This is a genomic window from Mesocricetibacter intestinalis (assembly GCF_004363295.1).
GTDB classification, from domain to species: Bacteria; Pseudomonadota; Gammaproteobacteria; order Enterobacterales; family Pasteurellaceae; genus Mesocricetibacter; species Mesocricetibacter intestinalis.
On sequence record NZ_SNYQ01000001.1, the window covers coordinates 263606 to 283825 of the forward strand.

The 20220-nt window shown below is 46.1% G+C and carries 20 protein-coding genes and 1 tRNA gene; 11 read left to right on the top strand and 10 right to left on the bottom strand.

Annotated elements, in window-relative coordinates:
* Positions 1-4 precede the first annotated feature (4 nt).
* The 8 genes from EDC45_RS01195 (at position 5) to EDC45_RS01230 (ending at position 6123) form a co-directional block, all read left to right on the top strand.
* Positions 5-94, top strand: a tRNA-Ser gene (locus EDC45_RS01195).
* Positions 95-235: 141 nt separating this feature from the next.
* On the top strand, positions 236-943 hold the full coding sequence (locus tag EDC45_RS01200; protein ID WP_133542646.1) for a 7-cyano-7-deazaguanine/7-aminomethyl-7-deazaguanine transporter: 708 nt from the start codon (positions 236-238) through the stop codon (positions 941-943).
* A 63-nt stretch (positions 944-1006) separates the two neighbouring features.
* Entirely contained in the window at positions 1007-2314 is a 1308-nt protein-coding gene (locus tag EDC45_RS01205; RefSeq protein WP_133543243.1) for an MFS transporter, read from the top strand.
* Between the two features lie 92 nt (positions 2315-2406).
* Positions 2407-2634: a Sec-independent protein translocase subunit TatA gene (gene tatA, locus EDC45_RS01210; RefSeq protein WP_133542648.1), complete on the top strand. Its 228-nt coding sequence runs from the start codon at positions 2407-2409 to the stop codon at positions 2632-2634.
* Positions 2635-2637: 3 nt separating this feature from the next.
* Positions 2638-3246 (top strand): Sec-independent protein translocase protein TatB, encoded by a 609-nt coding sequence (gene tatB / locus EDC45_RS01215; protein WP_133542650.1) that lies wholly within the window; start codon positions 2638-2640, stop codon positions 3244-3246.
* Positions 3243-3995 (top strand): twin-arginine translocase subunit TatC, encoded by a 753-nt coding sequence (gene tatC / locus EDC45_RS01220; RefSeq protein WP_133542652.1) that lies wholly within the window; start codon positions 3243-3245, stop codon positions 3993-3995. The genes tatB and tatC overlap by 4 nt, the downstream gene beginning before the upstream one ends.
* An 84-nt stretch (positions 3996-4079) precedes the next feature.
* Positions 4080-5102 carry a porphobilinogen synthase gene (gene hemB, locus EDC45_RS01225; RefSeq protein WP_133542654.1) on the top strand — a complete coding sequence of 341 codons (1023 nt, stop codon included), beginning with the start codon at positions 4080-4082 and terminating at the stop codon, positions 5100-5102.
* A gap of 517 nt (positions 5103-5619) precedes the next feature.
* Positions 5620-6123, top strand: coding sequence for a hypothetical protein (locus EDC45_RS01230; protein WP_133542656.1), 504 nt, complete (start codon positions 5620-5622; stop codon positions 6121-6123).
* A gap of 356 nt (positions 6124-6479) precedes the next feature.
* Here the strand turns inward: EDC45_RS01230 and EDC45_RS01235 are convergent, their stop codons facing one another.
* From EDC45_RS01235 to epmB, 3 genes are all read right to left on the bottom strand, one after another.
* Positions 6480-6878, bottom strand: a complete 399-nt coding sequence (locus EDC45_RS01235) for an MliC family protein (RefSeq protein ID WP_133542658.1) — start codon at positions 6876-6878, stop codon at positions 6480-6482.
* A 12-nt stretch (positions 6879-6890) separates the two neighbouring features.
* Complete coding sequence (oapA, locus tag EDC45_RS01240) at positions 6891-8195, bottom strand: opacity-associated protein OapA (RefSeq protein WP_133542660.1); 1305 nt, start codon at positions 8193-8195, stop codon at positions 6891-6893.
* 171 nt (positions 8196-8366) lie between these two features.
* Entirely contained in the window at positions 8367-9389 is a 1023-nt protein-coding gene (gene epmB, locus EDC45_RS01245; protein ID WP_133542662.1) for an EF-P beta-lysylation protein EpmB, read from the bottom strand.
* A gap of 35 nt (positions 9390-9424) precedes the next feature.
* Here epmB and efp point away from each other — a divergent pair, with 35 nt between their 5' ends.
* The gene (gene efp / locus EDC45_RS01250) at positions 9425-9991 is read left to right on the top strand and encodes an elongation factor P (RefSeq protein ID WP_133542663.1); all 567 of its coding nucleotides are present in this window, start codon (positions 9425-9427) and stop codon (positions 9989-9991) included.
* A gap of 74 nt (positions 9992-10065) precedes the next feature.
* Here the strand turns inward: efp and lpxH are convergent, their stop codons facing one another.
* On the bottom strand, positions 10066-10776 hold the full coding sequence (gene lpxH, locus EDC45_RS01255; RefSeq protein ID WP_133542665.1) for a UDP-2,3-diacylglucosamine diphosphatase: 711 nt from the start codon (positions 10774-10776) through the stop codon (positions 10066-10068).
* A 123-nt stretch (positions 10777-10899) separates the two neighbouring features.
* Here lpxH and EDC45_RS01260 point away from each other — a divergent pair, with 123 nt between their 5' ends.
* Both EDC45_RS01260 and EDC45_RS01265 read left to right on the top strand, forming a co-directional pair.
* Entirely contained in the window at positions 10900-11628 is a 729-nt protein-coding gene (locus tag EDC45_RS01260) for a 1-acylglycerol-3-phosphate O-acyltransferase (protein WP_133542667.1), read from the top strand.
* Between the two features lie 22 nt (positions 11629-11650).
* On the top strand, positions 11651-13054 hold the full coding sequence (locus EDC45_RS01265; RefSeq protein ID WP_133542669.1) for a multicopper oxidase domain-containing protein: 1404 nt from the start codon (positions 11651-11653) through the stop codon (positions 13052-13054).
* An 85-nt stretch (positions 13055-13139) separates the two neighbouring features.
* Here EDC45_RS01265 and EDC45_RS01270 read toward each other — a convergent pair whose 3' ends face one another.
* The 6 genes from EDC45_RS01270 to EDC45_RS01295 form a co-directional block, all read right to left on the bottom strand.
* The gene (locus EDC45_RS01270) at positions 13140-13859 is read right to left on the bottom strand and encodes a DUF554 domain-containing protein (protein WP_133542671.1); all 720 of its coding nucleotides are present in this window, start codon (positions 13857-13859) and stop codon (positions 13140-13142) included.
* Positions 13860-14004: 145 nt separating this feature from the next.
* Positions 14005-14763 (bottom strand): energy transducer TonB family protein, encoded by a 759-nt coding sequence (locus tag EDC45_RS01275; protein ID WP_133542673.1) that lies wholly within the window; start codon positions 14761-14763, stop codon positions 14005-14007.
* 1 nt (position 14764) lies between these two features.
* On the bottom strand, positions 14765-15151 hold the full coding sequence (exbD, locus tag EDC45_RS01280; RefSeq protein WP_133542675.1) for a TonB system transport protein ExbD: 387 nt from the start codon (positions 15149-15151) through the stop codon (positions 14765-14767).
* 1 nt (position 15152) lies between these two features.
* Positions 15153-15608, bottom strand: a complete 456-nt coding sequence (gene exbB / locus EDC45_RS01285; RefSeq protein WP_133542677.1) for a TonB-system energizer ExbB — start codon at positions 15606-15608, stop codon at positions 15153-15155.
* 259 nt (positions 15609-15867) lie between these two features.
* Positions 15868-17853 (bottom strand): TonB-dependent receptor domain-containing protein, encoded by a 1986-nt coding sequence (locus EDC45_RS01290; protein WP_133542679.1) that lies wholly within the window; start codon positions 17851-17853, stop codon positions 15868-15870.
* Between the two features lie 248 nt (positions 17854-18101).
* A complete protein-coding gene (locus tag EDC45_RS01295; protein ID WP_133542681.1) occupies positions 18102-20081 on the bottom strand; it encodes a TonB-dependent receptor domain-containing protein in 1980 nt (659 codons plus the stop codon).
* Positions 20082-20220: the final 139 nt, after the last annotated feature.

Genomic DNA, 20220 nt, shown 5'->3' on the forward strand with positions numbered 1-20220 from the left:
CACCGGTGAGATGTCCGAGAGGTTGAAGGAGCACGCCTGGAAAGCGTGTATGTGCGAAAGTGCATCAGGGGTTCGAATCCCCTTCTCACCGCCATTAAATTATTTCATGCCCTTCTGTAAATTCTTTCATTTCCCAGATTATTGAATATATCCCTTTATTCATATTATGCTTTAGCTCCCTTTGGAATTAAATTTTCCTGGGTTCCCTAACCCCCGTATAAAAAAGGTTACAACAATGCAAAATAATATTCTTCAGGCGCAGTATCGGCAAAAATTGCGCGTTCTGATTATTCTAAGTTTTTTTCATATTTTTATTATTACCCTGAGTAATTATCTGGTGCAGATTCCTTTTGAAATTCGTCTCCCCTTTACGGCTCTCGGTGCGGAACAGGATTTTTCCTTTCACAGCACCTGGGGAACCCTGAGTTTTCCTTTTGTGTTTTTGGCCACGGATTTAACCGTGCGTATTTTTGGCGCTGTTGCCGCACGGCGGATTATTTTTAATGTCATGCTGCCCGCATTGCTGAGCAGCTATCTGGTATCCGCGCTGTTTGCCGAAGGGCAATATCAGGGGATTGGGGTACTCGGGCAATTTAATCTCTTTGTGTTTCGAATCGCCTTAGCCAGTTTTTGCGCCTATGTATTCGGGCAGTTGCTGGATGTATTGGTTTTTAACCGATTACGGCGCTTACGCCTCTGGTGGGTTGCGCCGAGCGCCTCCATGCTGTTCGGTTCAATGGCGGATACGTTTTTATTTTTTGCCGTAGCCTTTTACGCCAGCTCTGATCCTTTTATGGCGGCGCATTGGTTGGAACTGGGAATTGTTGATTACTTATTCAAACTTTTGGTCGGGATTATGTTGTTTGTGCCTGCTTACGGAATCTTGCTGAATGTTATTTTAGGCAAATTATTTGCGCTAACGGCGGTCGCCCGATCCCATTGATTTTTCCAACATAGATTTTTACAACATAGATTTTTACAACATAGAACAGGAAGGAATATGCAGATGAATTTAAGAGAAACCATTGACCAAAGCCCAATGTCCGCTTACCAGTGGGCGGTGATTATGATGGCGACGGTGATGAACCTATTGGACGGCTTTGACGTACTGGCTCTGGCATTTACCGCCACGGCCATTCGCGCGGAATTCGGTTTGAGCGGTACTCAACTGGGCTATTTGTTGAGTGCGGGCCTTATCGGTATGAGTGCCGGCTCCTTGTTTCTGGCTCCCTTGGCGGACAGAATCGGGCGTCGCCCGCTATTGCTGATCTCCGTTGCTTTATCCGCATTGGGTATGTTGGGCTCCGCTTTTGTTTCCGATGCGGTAACCCTCGGTTTCTGGCGGCTGCTTACCGGCTTAGGGGTCGGCGGTATTTTGGTCGGTACCAATGTTCTCGCCAGTGAATATTCTTCCCGAAAATGGCGTAGTCTGGCCATCAGTATCTATTCTTCCGGCTTCGGTATCGGTGCCGTGCTGGGCGGAATATTCGCCGTCGCTCTACAAAAAGAATACAGCTGGCATGCGGTTTATCTGGCCGGTGCGCTACTGACCGGCTTATGCTTTATCGCCTTATGGGTATGGTTACCGGAATCTATTGATTTTCTGCTCTCCGGCCGAGTACCTAAAGCGACCGAACAGTTACAACGCATCTGCCGGAAAATGGGGCTGAAAGGAAATTGGGAATTTGTTGCGCCGGCGCAGGGAGTTTTACGTAAGCCTAGCGTGTTCCGCTTGTTTGAGAAGGAATATGCCCGCGCCACAATGTTAATCTGGACGGCTTTTTTTGCCGTGATGTTCAGTTATTATCTGATTAGTTCCTGGACACCAGCGCTGCTGAAAGATGCCGGCATGAGTACGGATCAAAGTATTACCGTAGGAATAATGATCGCCATGGGCGGTACCTGCGGTTCGCTGTTGTACGGATTACTGGCCAGCCGTTGGGCGGCACGCAGCGTATTGATTCTGTTTACCTTGCTGTCTGCCGCCGTGGTGGTCGCCTTTATTCTTTCCTCCGCACTGCTCTGGTTGGCGATGTTGCTGGGGATTATCGTCGGTGCCTGTATGAACGGCTGTATCAGCGGGTTTTATACACTAAATCCGAGTATCTACGCAGCGGAGATTCGCGGTACAGGCGTGGGTTGGTCTATCGGGGTGGGACGTATCGGCGCTATTTTCGCCCCTATTACCGCCGGTAGTTTGTTGGATTACGGTTGGGACAAACAGAGCCTGTATATCGGTGTTGCCTTCGTCTTGCTGATCTCCAGCGTCGCTTTAGTATTTTTACGCAGCAGAAGTACCCTAAGAGCCGTTTAAACGGGCAAATAATTCTTTCTGGCTATTGTTCATCAAGGCGAAAAGGGGTATATTCAATCGCGTTTTATTGATTACGAAGAAAAGGAAAATTTATGGGCGGCATCAGTATCTGGCAGCTACTAATTATCGTTGCAATTATCGTTTTATTGTTCGGCACTAAAAAACTCAGAACCCTAGGTACCGATCTGGGGGAAGCGGTAAAAGGGTTTAAAAAAGCCATCAATGACGAATCGCCGAAAGACGCCGAGTTTAAATCGCTGAAAAACAATGAAAGCGAAAGCGGCGAAAAAGTTAAAGAAAAAGATAAAGAACAGGTGTAATCCGTGTTTGATATCGGTTTTTCGGAGTTAATTCTTGTCTTTATCGTGGGCTTAGTAGTACTAGGCCCACAGCGTTTACCCGTAGCGGTGCGTACCGTTATGGGGTGGGTCAGAACCGTTCGCGGTCTGGCGGCAAACGTTCAGAACGAACTGACGCAGGAACTGAAGCTGCAGGAATTGCAGGAAAGTATCAAAAAAGCCGAAAATCTGAATTTAAGATCCCTTTCCCCGGATCTGGCTAAAACCGTTGATGAACTGAAAGCTTCGGCGGATAAAATGAAAACCGATTTGGAAAATAAAGCGGCACAGGCAAACACTACGCTAGAGCGTCAGATCGAAACTCTGCGCGAGGAAAATGCCGAAAAAAACGGCTTAAACGGGCAAGCGTCCACAGCGCCGCACCCCGAAAAGAGCATATTAGCGCAGGAAACGGCGGAAAATAAAAAAACTGCGGCGGATTCAAGCGCACTTTCCGAGGCTTCCGAATCGGAAACCTCGGCGCTGGATGAGCAGTTGGCCTACTATATCAACGAATATCATCCGGGCGAAGAGGGTGGTCTGCAAAGAGCTACCTCTTCCGATGCAAAGGACGGCCGGACGGAAACAAAATGACAGTTGAAGAAACCCAACCCCTGATTACCCATTTAATTGAGCTGCGCAACCGCTTATTGCGTTGTGTGGTATTTGTACTGATCGCTTTTTGTGCATTGGTCTATTTTTCCAATGATATTTATCATCTGGTCGCCACTCCTTTACTGGAAGCCATGCCGCAAGGGGCGACGATGATTGCTACGAATGTGGCGGCGCCTTTTTTTGCGCCGATAAAATTAACCGCCATTGCCGCCGTATTTCTTTCCGTACCCTATATTTTGTACCAAATCTGGGCTTTTGTTGCGCCGGCCTTGTATCAGCATGAAAAGCGTTTGATTTATCCTTTACTGTTTTCCAGCACCCTATTGTTTTATATCGGCGTCGCTTTTGCCTATTATGTAGTGTTTCCGCTTGCCTTCGGTTTTCTGACTAAAACCGCACCCACCGGCGTATCCATTGCGACGGATATCAGCAGTTATCTGGATTTTGTATTAACCCTGTTTTTGGCTTTCGGTGTGTGTTTCGAAGTACCGGTGGCTATTATTCTGCTGTGTTGGAGCGGTATTACCTCGCCTCAGGATTTAAAAGCCAAACGCCCTTATATTATCGTAGCGGCCTTTGTTATCGGTATGTTACTTACCCCGCCGGATGTTTTTTCACAAACCCTGTTGGCGGTACCTATGTGCCTGTTGTTTGAGCTGGGGGTTATCTGCGCCAAATTCTATCGTCCGAAACAAGAAGACGAACAAAGTGCGGTCGAAAACAAATAAGTTTTAGATAAAGAGAATAAGCGCGGGCAGGACTCGTGCTTTTTTATTTAATTCGCCGCCCGAAGTTATTAAGGAGAAAATATTATGACCAAACAAATTTTTACCGGTTTTCCGGCTCGTCGCTTACGCCGTATGCGTAAATATGATTTCAGCCGCCGTTTAATGGCGGAAAATAAGTTGACGGCGGACGATTTAATTTATCCCGTCTTTGTAATCGAAGGGGATAACCGCCGTGAGCCTGTTCCTTCTATGCCGAAAGTGGAACGCCTGACGATAGATCAACTGCTAATTGAAGCGGGTTTATTGGTGAAATACGGAGTACCTGTTATAGCGCTGTTTCCGGTGGTTGATGCCGAAAAGAAATCCCTGATGGCGGAAGAGGCTTATAACCCTAACGGGCTGGTGCAACGCGCCGTACGGGCGTTAAAATCCGCCTATCCCGAACTAGGCGTGCTTACCGATGTAGCACTGGATCCCTATACCCTGCACGGACAGGACGGCATTATCGATGAAAGCGGCTATGTGGTAAATGATATTACTACGGAAGTGCTGGTAAAACAGGCGCTTTCTCATGCGGAAGCGGGAGCGGATATGGTTGCGCCGAGCGATATGATGGACGGTAGAATCGGAAAAATTCGTCAGGCATTGGAAACTCAGGGATTTATTAATACCCAAATTATGGCCTATTCGGCGAAATACGCTTCCGATTATTACGGTCCTTTCCGCGATGCGGTGGGTTCCGCCGGCAATTTAAAAGGCGGGGATAAGAAAACCTATCAGCTTGATCCCGCCAACGGTGATGAAGGATTGCAAGAAGTAGCGCTGGATCTGCAGGAAGGTGCCGATATGGTTATGGTAAAACCGGGTATGCCTTACTTAGATATGGTATATCGGGTTAAACGCCAGTTCGGCGTGCCTACCTTTGCTTATCAGGTTTCCGGCGAATATGCGATGCATATGGCGGCTATTCAAAACGGCTGGTTGAAGGAAAAAGAATGTATTATGGAAGGCCTGCTGTGCTTTAAACGTGCCGGCGCGGACGGTATTTTAACCTACTTTGCTAAGCAGGTTGCCGAATGGCTATACCTGGAAGGGAAAAATAAATAGTTCGTATCTGAATAGCATAATGCAGCGGCGATACTCGTTATTAAGCAGCGGGAATACCGCTGCATTATTTTTAAGTTTTTTTTGTTATTTCCCGCGTTTATCGATTCGTTTCCTCTTTTCTTTTCCGCCTTGCCTATCAGGGTAATTTTTTTAATATTGCCAGCGCTTTCAAGTTCTCTATTCGGATAACAGAAATTTCTCGGATTTTTCAAGTTATGCCTATCCGTAGTTCTGAATAATTTAACATTCAACCCTATTTATTAACAAAATATAAAATTAGCGCTTTTACTCGTCTTTTGGGTAATTTGCTTTTCTTTTAGTCTGAAATTGGCTATATTATCGCCATTGGGTTTCTATATACTGATTTTGCTTAAGAGCCCCCCATTTTAAGGATAGGTGTTTGATAGGATATCGGATTATGCAACATTTCATTTATAATAATTCCTCCTTTCCACAGATAATTACTGTTCAAATTTTCTTTCTCTTCTAATTATTATTGTGCAGAGAACACTTAATAATGCGTAAGTTTTTCAAAAAATATTATATCGGTATTTTGTTTATTATTACCTTTGCCACCTGTATTAGCTATATTTGGCTATGGAGCAAAGACTTAATAGATGACAGATACTATCCGATTTCTTTATCTGAAAAAAATGAAATCGTTATAGATTACAAAACCCCCTTGGTTATTAGTGAATCCAGGTTTTTTAATCTTGAATTTATCATTAGAAGTTATAAGGATATTGAATATTATAATGATTTTTATCTTTCGGAAGATAATTCATTTATATTAAAAGAAAAAGAATTTTACTCTGAAATTAATAATAAACCTAAACTAAATCTAAAAATATTTAAAGATGGCGATAAAGTAATGGATAGGGATTTTTATGCAATGTATTCACATGGTGTTAGTAAAGCAAAAATCAATAATAAAAAATATTTATTAAGCGGCGTAGATGGCGTTTACTCTCCAGGTGAACCTGCTTGTTTTAATTTTTGCCGAGATCCGAATATAAATTAATTATTTCTAATTTACATTCAATAGAATTTTATAAAGATGTAGATGTATTTTTAAAAATAAAGGTGATAAACCCTCATTAGAAGATTGATCTTGTATTTATATATCAAAGGTAATTCTATAAAGGATAATTAATAATGGGTAAATTTTTTAAAGAACATTATATATGTTTTCTATTTCTTGTTAGTTTCTTATTCAGGGCTGATTCCTCTATCGGATTCAGCCCTTTTTATATATTCTAAGATCAACTGATCTCTGTTATTTGGAGATCGCCCTATATTTCCGGATATAAAAATCCGCACCTGAACAGAAGGCGGATTCTCCGGTTCGGGTGCGGATTCGGTATTGTATTCAGGGGGTTATTTACTTAGTACGCATTGTTCCGCTAGCACTTCGCCAATGCTGTTGGTCAGCATATTACTATTGGTTCGTTCGTACCAATGCCAGTGTATATTGGTATATTTTTTACCGCTTTCGGTAATGGTTAATACCAGTTTCTCGGTAACGTTATTAAAGCTCAGATTAATGGCTTTGATTTTCCCCTTTTTACCTTTGGCAGCAGGCAGAATGCTGACCACTCTCACTTGTTTATCGTCTTTGCATCGGTACAGCGCAGCACTGCGCTGTTGGGAAGTTTTATCCAGTACCTGTACGGGCTTGGTTTGCGTATTTGCCGAACCGGAGGGATTGACCGTTCCGGTTTTGGCGCTACAAGCAACGATACTGCATAGCATAAGAACTAAGAGTGGTTTTTTCAAAATATGACTTCCTTATTTCTGATATTTATAACTGCCGTCCGCTTGGCGTTTAAAGGTGGCGCCGTTAGAAAGGCGCAGGGTATTGACACGTCCCTGGCTATTGACCGATACCTGTACTTTATCGCCGGCTTTAAAGCTGCTTAATACGCCTTTTGCACCTTCCGCTTTGGTCATTGCATTAACATCCGCAATATTCAGATTGTTATCACGGAATACCTGCATTAGCGAGGTTGCCGGCGGAATGGTTAGGGTTTTTGCTGAAGCGGAAGCCGCTTCTACCACCGGAGCGGCATTCTGTTTAGCTTTGCTCGGTTTGGCTTCAACTACCGGCGCACCTTGAGATTTTCTGCTATTTCTGTCCGCCGTTGCCTTGTTGTTTTCAGCGGTTTTTATCGGCGTTTTTACGCTTTCGCTGCGTACTGCGGCAGGTGCCGTGGTAGAGTGAGGTTTTTCAGCCGCTTTGCTACTCTGAACTTTTTCATGACGGAGTTTTTGATTTTCCTGATCGTTTTGTGCAGCGGCGGCAACCGGAGGGGCAGCCTCTTTATTGCTTTCGCTTAATGCTGCCGTGGTATTAACGCTGTTATTAGCACTGTTATCAGCACCGGTTCCCGCTGCGGTCGGTGCCGGGGCATTCGCTTCAGATACGCTGGTAGCGGTGCCGTTCAGCGGCTGTGCCGCATCCTGGGCTGCAGTATTTTCAGCATTTTCCAGGCTTTGCGACTGATCCAACGGTTGAAATTCTATCGGCAGGCTATTATTGTTTTGCGCCTGAAAATCTTCCACCGTATGGGTATCCGGTTTTAGCCAGAGCAACACCAGTAAGGCGATAACCGCTACCGCCAAGGCAATTACCAAGCGGCGGTGTTTACGCGGCAATTTCTGCATAATCGCCCAGTTTTCTGGGTTTTTCATATTAGGTTTAGCTGCGGCGACGGGTTGTTCCTCCGTTGCGGATACCGGTTCGGGTACTCTGTCCGCCATAAAAGCGGGGGCACTCTGTTCGGTGCCGGAATCTTGTTTGGCGGCCTTTTCTACGCCGGTATCAAAATCATTATTCGGCAGGCTTTCGCTTGCATTTTGTTCCGCAGCGATAGCCGGCTGTTCTTCACCAAAGGTGGGTTCTTTGCGTACCGCAAATTGATTCGGGTCGATATTATTACGTTTTGAGAACATATTTTTTGCTTTATCCAGTAAAGAAGCTTCCGCTTTAACGGTTTTTTTCGGAGTAATCGGCTCCGGATTAATGCCTAAATCCAACTCGTTTTGTGCCGGAGATGGGGTTGATGCAGGATTATTTTCTGGTGTTTTTTCCACAATATACCTCGATGCTGAATTGTATCGTACCGCTTGTTGAAAAGTGCGGTCTTTTTTTACTCATTTTTTTGGAGTTTTTACGCTGAACGGAGAGGGTGTTTTGATCTTTACCGCCTCCGTACGTAAGCACAATAAAAATCGCTTTATTTTATCGGATCTTTTCCGATTTTCCTATGCGCCGTATAAAGTTTTATTCGGCTCAAAGGCAATTTCCCGTGCCAGCTTGGGTACCAGATAGCCGGAACTGATTGCCTGTAAGCGGCGATAGATGGCGAGCGCCTTTTCATCATCAATATAAAAATGGCTTGCGCCTTCCACTTTATCCAGCAGATGCAGATAATAGGGCAGAATACCGCTACGGAATAATTTATCGTTTAAGGCTTTCAGGGTTTCGGCGTTATCGTTGATATTTTTCAGTAGGACGGACTGATTTAATAAAGTAACGCCGGCCGCTTTCAATTTGTGCATGGCTTCAACCAGGTCGAGGTCGATTTCATTGGCATGATTGATATGCGTAACCAACAGCGTCTGTAAGGGCGTCTGAGCCAGTATATGGCATAATTCCTCGGTGATTCGCTGCGGAATAACCACCGGCAGACGGGTATGAATGCGCAGTCGGCTTAGGTGCGGAATATCGCTCAGTCTTTCGATTAGCCACGCCAGTTCATGATCTTTCGCCATTAAGGGGTCGCCGCCGGAGAGGATGACCTCTTCGATTTGCGGACGAGCTTTAATATAATTCAGTGCCTGTAGCCAGTTTGTTTTTCCGCCCTTGTTTTCGCCATAAGGAAAATGGCGGCGGAAGCAGTAACGGCAGTTAATTGCGCAGCCGCCTTTGACCATCAGAAGCAGGCGGTTATGGTATTTATGCAGAATATTGGGAGCGGCGTTTTGCTGTTCCTGCAAAGGATCTTTACTGAATCCCGGCTGCGAGATAAATTCCTGGCTCATACTCATTGCCTGTAGAAATAAAGGATCCTGCGGGTTATTAGGTTCCATTTTTTCGATAAAGGGCATAGGTACGCGCAACGGAAATAAACGCCGAGCTTCAATATGCTGTTCGAATCCGGCGAGAGGCAGGCCCAGAATCCGTAACAGGGTTTTAGGATCGGAAACGGAAGCAGCGAGAATTTCTAACCAATTATCGGATTTTTGCTCTTCTCTAATCAGGGAGTTTCGGGTTAAAATACGCATTTCAAAAAAACGAGCTCTATCAATTTGAGGATAATATGGCTACATATACTACCAGTGATTTCAAACCGGGTCTAAAATTTATGCAGGACGGCGAGCCTTGCGTTATTGTTGAAAATGAATTTGTGAAACCGGGTAAGGGCCAGGCCTTCACCCGTACACGTATCCGCAAATTAATTTCCGGTAAGGTATTGGATGTGAACTTTAAATCCGGGACTGCGGTGGAAGCGGCGGACGTAATGGATCTGAACCTGAACTACTCCTATAAAGACGAAGCCTTCTGGTATTTTATGCACCCGGAAACTTTCGAACAGTATTCCGCCGACGCCAAAGCTATCGGCGATGCGGAAAAATGGTTACTGGATCAGGCGGAATGTATCGTTACCCTATGGAACGGCGCACCGATTTCCGTAACTCCGCCGAACTTTGTTGAACTGGAAGTAGTGGATACGGATCCCGGTTTGAAAGGGGATACGGCGGGTACCGGCGGTAAACCTGCCACATTAAGTACCGGCGCGGTGGTAAAAGTACCTTTATTCGTACAGATCGGCGAAGTCATCCGAGTAGATACCCGTTCCGGCGAATACGTATCGCGCGTAAAATAATTTTTAGGATAAAATCGTCCGTGATTAAGCGGGCGGTTTCTATAATAATCCCGCTTCAATGCGGGATTATTTTTTTACTCCCGGCGGAAGAGATATTCCTCTTGGTTCACTTCCAGTATTGAGGCGGTTTCTCCCCAGTCGCCTAATACGATGCGGGTAAAGTGCGGTGCGATGCGGTGAATATTCTGACGATGGGTATGGCCGTGAATAATGCGTTCCACATGGAATTGTTCAAAGGTTTGGCGTACGAAATCCGGGTTCACGTCCATAATTTGTGCCGGTTTATTCTTTTTATCCCGTCCGCTTTGTAAACGAATTCTAGCGGCGATTTTTAGGCGCAGGCTTATCGGCAGGCACAGAAACAGCTTCTGTCGCCATTTTTGTTGAACCTTACGGCGGAAGCGCTGATAATTTACATCGTCAATACAAAGGGTATCGCCATGACAGAGCAGGGTATCCGTACCATATAAATTGATGACCTGATAGGTGGGCAGCAACTGCATTCCGCAGCTGCGGGCAAATTTTTCCCCCAACAGAAAATCACGGTTGCCATGAATAAAATAACAGGCGACTCCCTTTTCGGTAAGGCGGCGGATATGGTTACGCACGCTTTCTATTAGCGGTGAGCTTTCATCATCTCCGATCCAGAAATCAAACAGATCGCCGAGAATATACAGGGCTTCCGCTTCGGGCGCACGCTGTTGCATAAAGTCGGTAAATAATTGCGTTAAATGGGGACGGCTTTCACTGAGATGTAAATCCGCAATAAAATATGTTTTTCTCATTTTATATCCTATAGCGCGGGAGCAGGTCGATATAATATATGCAGCTATGAATCCGGTATCGCCTCTACCCATAAATTCCTATTTTCGCTATACTTTACCAAATTTCCCCAAGGTATTGAATTTATGTTGAAGCTATTTCGAATCGTTATTGTGCTTATTTGTTGCATTATTATTTGTGTATTAGGCACGCTTTATTCCTTTATCCGTTTCCGGAATCCGAGTAATGTGGGTGTCGTAGCCCGTTGGTTCGGGCGTTTACACGGCTTATTCGGGCTGCAAACGGAATATCGTTTTTCCGCACGGGCGGAGAACATCGGCCCCTGTATTTATATTGGTAACCACCAGAATAATTACGATATGGTAACCATATCCTATATGGTACGCGAGCGTACCGTCAGTGTAGGTAAAAAAAGCCTGATTTGGGTGCCTTTTTTCGGTATTTTATACTGGGTGAGCGGCAATATTCTGTTGGATCGCGATAACCGCAGTAAGGCGCACGGAACGATGACGGAGCTGGCGCGTCGAATCAATCGAGATCAGCTTTCCATCTGGATGTTTCCGGAAGGTACGCGTAGCCGCGGGCGCGGTTTGCTGCCGTTTAAGACCGGCGCTTTCCATGCTGCGATTGCCGCCGGCGTACCTATTGTTCCCGTGGTTTGTTCCACAACCCATAATCAGGTGGATTTGAACCGCCTGGATAATGGTAAGGTGATCTGCGAAATGATGGCGCCGGTAGATATTTCGGCTTATGGTAAGGATAACGTACGCGAACTGGCCGCCTATTGTCATGATTTAATGGAAAAACGTATTGCCGAGCTGGATGCGGAAATCGCCGCAGATAAAGCTCGTTGATCGCTCTGATAAGATAATGTAAATGATCGATTATTCACGCCGCAAATTATTCAGAAACGCCCTGTTTGCAACCGCACTCGGCGCCATGCCGGCTCCGTTGTTGGCGGCAGCCCGCCAGGCTTTGTTTATTCCGCCGCTACTGGAAAGCAGACGGGGGAAACCGGTGTTTTTAGGTATGGAAAGTACGCAGAAAAAACTGGCGGGCAACGAACCTGCGGAAGTCTGGGGCTTTAACGGGCAGTATCTCGGCCCTACGGTACGGGTGCGTCAGGGCGATTTCGTCAAACTGAATTATCGCAATAATCTGTCGCACACGGTGGCAATGAATATTCAGGGGTTGCAAGTTTCCGGTGAATTGCTCGGCGGTATCGGTCATCCTATTCGCCCCGGACAGGGTTGGGCGCCAATTCTGCCGATTACTCAGTCTGCTGCAACCTGTTATTATCAAGCCTGTACTCTGGCAAATTCCGCCTATCAGAACTACCGCGGGCTGGTGGGTATGTGGATTATCGAAGATGAATACAGCCGTAAAATGCAGATTCCGAATAGGTACGGGGTAAATGATATTCCGCTGATTCTGCAGGATCAGAAAATCAATAGTAAAGGCGTCCAGCTATTTCGCCAAGACGAAGGGCGCTTTTACGGCGAACGTTTATTTGTTAACGGACAGGAAGCTCCTTATTTGTCCGTACCGCGCGGTTGGGTCAGATTAAGGATTCTGAATGCCTCGCTTTCGCGCGGCTATGCCCTTGGTTTTGAAGATCAGCGGGAATGTTTGATTATCGCCGCCGATCAAGGCTTTCTGCCGCAGAGCAAAGGGGTAAAAAACTTTTTTGTCGGCCCCGGCGAACGTATTGAGGTGCTGGTAGATATGAATGAGGGCGGTAATGTGTCCTTGTTGGCCGGTGCGAAGCGGGGCTTTCTGGATAAAGCCAGACTGTTTTTTGACAGTAACGGCGAGTTGGCGGATAACAATGTGCTGGAACTCCGCCCCGAGGGATTGTTATCGGCATTTCATCAAAAACCGCTATTACAGGTGCCGAATACGGCGGTTTTACCGACCAATGTGGTACGGGAGCGGGAATTCTATTTGGATACGCTGAACGGCATGATAAATCAAAAGTATTTTGATCCGCGCCGAATTGATGTTGCGGTAAAACAGGGAACGGTGGAACGTTGGATTCTGACCGCTTCTTCGCCGGTGGGATTCCGTATTCAAGGGGCGAAATTCGTACTTGAGCGTCGTGGCGGTAAGCCTGTGGAGGCGGCGGAACTGGTGTGGAAAGACAGCCTCTGGATAGAGGGTGAAATGCAGATTCTGGTGCGTTTCGATAATCTTTCTTCCAATATGCGCCCCTTTATTTTCGGCGCTTCGGATCTGATGCTGGCGGACAGAGGAGCGATAGGATTGCTGTTGGTGCAGTAGTGCGCCCTATGCTGCAAAAATATGCCGGAAAAGAAAAACACAAGCCTTAGGCTTGTGTTTTTTTATCTGCGCAGTAAAGCATTATTCAAAAAAACTTTACCCAGAGGGCAGAGAGCGGCATTACCAGCAGTAAGGCGGGTAGCATATTGGCAACCTGAAAATTTTTAATGCCGCAGATTCTGAAGCCGGTGGCTATCATCAGCATACCGCCGGTTGCTGCGAAATCGGCGCGCATATCCGCCGTCAATAACGGAATAATCAGCACTGCACCATAGGCCAATAACAGTTGCATCAAGGTTTGCGGCAAGGATACGGTGGCGACGGAAACCCCTAGGGTGGTGGCAAAAATAATTGCGGTGAAAAAGTCTAGAAAAGATTTAATTGCCAGAATGCTGGCATCGCCGGTCATACCTTCGTTCATAGCACCGAAGATCCCCGTTCCGCTGAAGGAAAATAAGATCACGATTCCAACAAATTTTTGCAGAAATTCCTCATGGGATTGTTGCCCCGCCTGTTTGTTCGGCAGGATTTTTTCCGCAATCCCCTTGGCTGAAAAAGCCAATTTATTGATGCCGTTTTCCAGTAAAATAATTTCTCCGAGAATGGTGCCGAGCAGAACGGCCAGAATCATCGCCGGCATATTGACGGCTTTTGCCGTCATTACCACACCCATTCCCATGGAACAGAGTCCGAATAACATGGTTAGATTGGTGCGCAGGCGTTCGGGGATATGGCCGCCGATAATGCTGCCGATAAGGGCACCGCAAATTATGGCGCCGGCATTGATAAAGGGTCCGATAATCATTTAAAAAATCCTTGGGTCGGAGAAAATAACAGGGGAAATTAAAAAGTGCGGTAGTTTTTTACCGCACTTTTATTTTACGTCCTATGGGTTCCGGGGTGCAAATTTGTTATTGCAGAGAAATTCGGGCACCCTTTCTACTGCCGATTTATTGCAAAGAGAATCGGATCGGCACATTCAGGGAAGAAGGAATGCCGGCCGGTCGCGGGCCGACAGATTTGGCACTTTGTACCGCACTTAAGGCCGCATTATCCAAATCCTCGCTGCCGGAAGATCTAAGGATTCTGGCGCCGCTGATACTACCGTCATCGGCAAGATTAAAGCCTATAGTAACGGTTCCCTGTTTACGCATCATTCTTGCCCGCTGCGAATATCTTTTGTGCCGTTCTATTTCACGGCGTAAAGCATGGCTGTAGGCATCTTTTTCCGAACTGCTGCTGCCTTTGCCGCTCAGATTCGGGTTAGTGGTCGTGGCAGCCGTTGTGGTTGCAGCGGAATTAACCTTGGCTTCGGAAACATTGATGCGATCCGCTTTAACCGCGTCTTTCGGCATATCTTTTGGTTTCGGTTTCGGACGTTGTTTTGGCGGTTTAGGCTTTTGTTTCGGTTCCGATTTCTTTTCCGGTTTAGGTTTTTCTTGTACTTTGGGTTCCGGTTGTTTCAGGGTCGGATCCGGAATTTCTTCCTTAGGTTCCGGTTCTGGCTCCGGCTCAACTTCGGGAAGGGGCTCAGGTGCTTCTTCAATCACCGTCGCCATCATCATTTCCATCGAAATGTTTGTATCCACCAACTGTGCGCTTTGGCTATTGGCCGATTCATTCTGTCTGAGGGCGAAAGCAATGGCGGCCACCAAGGTGCCGTGAAACAGCAGGGATACGAGAAAGCCGAGTAAAGAGCGGTTACGCATATTACTTGCCTTTATCCTTCATGGTAACAATAGCGACATTTTTAATCTGATGCTTGGCCATGAGATCGGTGATGGCAACAAAATCCTGAAAAGCGGATTTGGCATCAACCTTAAGAGTAACTTTCTGTTCCGGATTCCAGCCGGCGATTTCTTTTTCCAGCGCTTCTTTTTGGATCGGTTTGTCGTTGAAGTAAACTTCGCCGTTTTCCGTTACGGTCAGCAACTTAGCCAGGTCATCGGATTTAAATGCCACAGTGGAAGAAGCTTTAGGCACATTGACCTGAATTTTCCCCTGGGAAATAAAAGATGCGGTGATTAAGACGATGGCCAACAGAACCAGCATAATATCAATAAAGGGGATAATGTTGATTTCATCAAATTTTTTCACATTATTCACCTATATTTTTCTGGCTGTTCAGCGCTTTCCATTTTAATCGGTTAACTTCGACTTTACGGCTCAGGGCGTTATAGAACACCATAGAGGGAATAGCTACGATAATTCCCACCGCAGTAGCTTTTAACGCTAGCGAGAGATGCAGCATAATGGCCGAGGCGTCAATATCGCCGCCGGAATTTCCCAGTGCGTAGAAGGTCAGCAGAATACTGATAACGGTGCCGAGCAGACCCACATAGGGTGCATTGGAACCTATGGTGGAAATAATGGTTAGGTGGCGGTTCAGATCGATATCCAACTGATGGATATTGCTGTAAGCGGATACCTTCACTTTCTTGAAGAACAGGAAACGTTCGATAACGAACCACACCATAATAAAACTCATTAACAGCAATAGCCCGAGAATAATGTAATCGATGTGATGTTGTAAAATATCCAGCAAGTCTGACATTTTTTGTCCTTGATTAAAAAAAGAAATAAGAGGTATTTTTATAGGCTAATTGATAATCAGTTTCAATTAGAAGCGAATTGTAACAAATGCCCATGGCAGGGTAAATAAAAAACTTATGAAAATCGGAGAGCTGCTCCCAACCCTTATTCCGAAGGGAGCGGAAGCGGTGGGAAAATAAGGGATTTTCTCACCGCACTTTTACCGATAAAAATAATGCCGGCTGAAACTGCCGGCACCGCTTAGAGGATTTGCTGTAAAATCAGAATTTGTAAGACAGCGTCAGTTTATAGTTTCGACCCGGATCTAAGTCCACTGCGCCGTAGTACTGAGTACTATGATCTTTGTAGGCGCGGTTAAACAGGTTATCGATACCGAAGCTTAACTCCAGTCCTTTAACCTGTGCCGGGCTCCAGCTGATATAGGCGTTGCTCACCGCATATTCTTCTTTGTTAACAATGGAGGATTGGGTGGTTTGGTAGGCAAGTCCGCGTACCCACATAGTATTCCAGCCCATTTCAACATTGATTTCCGGCATCCGATAATTCAAACCGAAGGTATAGCGATCACCCGTATCCGGGAAAGCGGAAAAACCGTCGGAGGCTTTTTCACTTCTGGCTCGGGCATAGCTGAGGCTGGCGCCAAAGTTGTTAATATAATAGCGTGCTTGAGCTTCCACACCGGTTAATTTTACTTTACCTAGGCTGGCGTAGATACTGCCGCCGCCCTTAGGATCGGTGATAGATTGGTTTACGTTATCGTAGTCGGTATGGAAATATTTCGCTGTAATGGAGAAACCGTCTGCCGCAGTAAATATTTCATCTTTTGCATAACTGAACCCTATTTCTTTATTGTCGCCGCGTGTCGGTGCCAGGCTACCGTTATAACGACCCGGCGCAACCAGAGTGATTTCACCGAAACCCGGGCCTTTAAATAGCTCGGTATAATTGGCAAAGGCCACAAGGTTATCGGTTAAGCTGTATTTTAAGCCTAGGGCTTTGGAAAAACGGTGATAGGATTTATCTAAATCCAGTAAATCGGCACGGTAATGATCAAAACGAATCCTCGGAGTGATAATTAAATCGCCTAAACCTATTGCATCTTCCAGATAAAGAGAGGTTGAATAGGCATGCTGAGTATAATCTGGACGGATAGCCGTTGAGCGACGTTCCTGGCCGCCATAACGTAAGGCGGTTGTTTTATAATATTCGCCGCCTACCAACAGACTATGAGTACTCGGGCCTAAATCAAAGTCTGAACGGTTGGATATGCTGCCGCCGTAGGTTTTCACTTTACTTTGTTTCCGATCCATAGATGTATTTTCCGTTTCCGTAGAATAAGCATTTGCTTTCAGATTCAGCCAAGGATTATTTTGAGGGTTGTAGGCATAGCCTAAAGTATAGGTGGTACGCTCAATTGTCGAAACGGCGGTGGCGTGGTTGGTTTGTACATAACCTTTTTCGCCGGGTTGAGGAACATCGCCCAAGCAGTAATCAAAATTAGCTCGGAAGCAGTTTACCGAGGTATTGGTGTAATGTTCGGCGGAAAGTTTCAACCAATGATCTTCACCGAGGTTGTATTTAACTTTGAACAGGTAATTTTGCAGATGGCCTTTATTTTTGTTTTCCAGTCCGTTTCCATCTTTTCCGTTATCCTGGTGGCGATAGTTAAAATAGCCGAGTAAATCGAAATTTCCGGCTCGTCCGTATAATGTGGCGGCAGCCTGATTGGAATTACCGTTGCTGCCCCAGCCGTATTTCAGTTTTGCACCGAAATCACGATCCTGTTCCAACAGATCCGCCGCATCGACAGTTTCAAATTTGATCGAACCGCCGAGAGAGCCGGCACCTGTCGCCACCGAGTTGGCGCCGACATCAATATCGACACGTTTCAAGATTTCGGGATCTATACCGTAGTTACCGGCATGATGGAAGGAATAGCCTTCCTGACGGGCGCCATCGACGGTAATACTTAGATATTCTTCACTTACGCCGCGGATATTATAGCGTTCAACAATGGAACGTGCGCCGTTGACGTTTACTCCGGGAACGCCACGCAGTACATCGGACATTTTAGTTGCCTGACGGACTTTGACTGAACCTTTGGTGGTAACATTTTCAGCTTGGGGAGAATAATTGTCGCTGACGACATTAATGGTATCCAAATCATTATTCTGAACGGAGGCGGCGGAGATTGCGGTTGTCATAAATAGGGTCAGCGGTAACACTGCAAAACGTACTCTATCCATGTTTTATGTCCTTATGGTATTTAGGTTAGTGAAATAAAATGATTATATAAGTAAAAAATAATGCGAACCATTATCATTAAAAATCAATTTGTGTCAATTTAAATATGTCGAATGGCAGTCGATAGACTAGAAAGTTTATGTGGGCGGATAAATAAAAAAACTTTAGGATTTTTGACCGCACTTTTTAGTGCCAAAAAATAAACGGCGGGGAATTTATCCGCCGCCGTTTAAATCTCATCGGAGATCAATCAGAATTTATAGGATAGGGTCAGCTTATAATTACGACCCGGATCTAAATCCACCGCACCATAGTACTGGGTACTGTGATCCTTGTAAGCACGGTTAAACAGGTTGTCGACACCGAAGCTTAACTCCAGACCTTTTGCTGCTGCAGGCGCCCAAGTGATATAAGCGTTGCTGACGGCATATTCCTCTTTTTTGACCGGTGCCGTTCTGAGGCTGCTCTGATAAATCAGACTGCGTACCCACATGGTATTCCAACCCATTTCCAGATTTATATCCGGAATGCGGTAGCTCAGCCCGAAGCTATAGCGATCACCAGTATCCGGGAAGGCGGAGAGCTTGTCGGAACGTTTCTCGCTTCTGGCTCGAGCATAGCCGACATTGATAGCGAAGTTTTCAATATAATAGCGTGCCTGCGCTTCTACCCCGCGTAATTTTACTTCGCCTAAATTGGCGTAGATACTACCGCCGCCGTTCGGGTTACTGATAGACAGGCTGATATTGTCATAATCGGTATGGAAGTATTTAGCCGTGATGGAGAAGCCGTCCGTGCTACTAAAAACTTGATCTTGCGCATAGTTGAAACCTACCTCGCGGTTATCGCCGCGGGTCGGTACGAGCTTACCGGTATAAAGATCGGGCTGTACTCTGATCAGCTCGCCGAATCCCGGCCCTTTGAAAATCTCGGTATAGTTGGCAAAGGCCACTAAGTTATCGGTTAAACTGTATTTTAACCCGAGCGCTTTGGAGAAGCGGTGATAACGTTTATCTACGCCGAGGAAATCGGCGCGGTAGTGATCGAAACGAACTCCCGGCGTAATTACGAAATTAGCAAGGCGAATAGCGTCTTCCAGGTAAATGGAAGTGGAATAGGCATACTGGGTATAGTCGGGACGAATGGCATTGGAGTTACGTTCTTTGCCGCCGTAGCGTAGGGCGGTGATTTTGTAATGTTCCGCGCCGGCCAGCAAGCTGTGCGAACTTATTCCCAGATCGAATTCGGAACGGTTGGAAACCGCAGCGCCGACGGTGGTTACTTTACTCAGTTTATTTCCGGTAGAAGTGTTTTCCGTTGCGGTGGAATAGGCATTGGCTTTCAGATTCACCCATGGGTTGGCTTGTGGTGCATAAGCATAGGCCAGGGTATAGGTGCTGCGGTCAATGGTGGAAATGGCCGTACTATGGCGTCTGTTGTAGCCCGGCTCGCCCGGTTTAGGCACGTCTCCCAAGCAGAAGCCGAAGTTGGCCTGCAAACAGTTGATTGCGGTGTTTTCATAATGCTCCGCCGACAGTTTCAGCCATTGTTCCGCATCGATATTGTATTTCACCTTGAATAAATAATTCTGTAGATGGCCTTTGTTTCTGTTTTCCAGCCCGTTTCCGTCTTTGCCGTTATTTTGGTGGCGGTAGTTGAAGTAGCCGAGCAGATCGAAGTCGCCGCTACGCCCGTATAAGGTGGCGGAAGCCTGGTTGGAGTTGCCGTTACTGCCCCAGCCGTACTTGAACTTGGCACCGAAATCGCGCCCCTGTTCCAGCAGATCCGCCGCATCTACGGTTTCAAATTTGATCGAACCGCCGAGGGAACCGGCGGCGGTGGCGACGGAATTGGCGCCCACATCAATATCCACCCGCTTCAGAATTTCCGGATCTATACCATAGTTGCCGGAATGGTGGAAAGAATAGCCTTCCTGGCGGGCGCCGTCTATGCTGATGCTTAAATATTCTTCGCTGACGCCGCGAATATTATAGCGTTCCACGATGGAACGTCCGCCGTTGACGTTCACACCGGGGACACCGCGTAACACATCGGACATTTTAGTGGCTTGGCGTACTTTTGCCGAGCCCTTGGCATTGAGGTTTTCTGCCTGCGGCGAGTAGTTATCACTGACGACGTTGATAATATCCAGATGAGATGATGTCGATTCGGCGTAAATATAGCCGCTGAAAAATACCGTTAAGGGTAATAGAGCAAAACGTTTATCCATGTTTTAAGTCCTATCCTTGCAGTCTTGAAAATAAAGAATAATGCTATCCGAACAAAAGATAACGATAATAATTATCGTTAAAAATAATATAATGTCAATTTAAACCTAAGAGGACGGAGAAGACCGGAGCCTCGGAATA